Annotated in this window: 1 protein-coding gene; it reads left to right on the top strand. The window is 66.2% G+C overall.

Going from position 1 to position 275, the window contains the following annotated elements; genetic code table 11:
* Positions 1 to 275, top strand: a 275-nt coding sequence (locus ALC15_RS44475; RefSeq protein WP_200914756.1) for a hypothetical protein, incomplete at both ends; no start/stop codon positions are given.

The raw sequence follows: 275 nt of genomic DNA, 5'->3' as shown, positions 1-275 counted from the left end.
GTGGAGACGGTCGGCACCGCCGGCTACACCATCGTCGGCACCTCGGGTCACGACCAGAGCGGGCTGGACTTCGCCAACTTCCAGACCTTCAGCATCTCCGGAACCAAGTACACCGACATCACCGGCAACGGCATCACCGCCGACGACACGCCGCTGGCCGGCGTGACCATCTTCATCGACAAGAACGGCAACGGGGTCTACGACCCCGGCACCGATCAGGCGACGACGACGGCGGCGGACGGCACCTGGTCGTTCAGCGGGCTCGACTACACCGT

Source organism: Bradyrhizobium viridifuturi (assembly GCF_001238275.1).
GTDB classification, from domain to species: domain Bacteria; phylum Pseudomonadota; class Alphaproteobacteria; order Rhizobiales; family Xanthobacteraceae; genus Bradyrhizobium; species Bradyrhizobium viridifuturi.
Note: the sequence above shows the minus strand (reverse complement) of the source record. Positions and strands in the feature narration are given on the sequence as shown.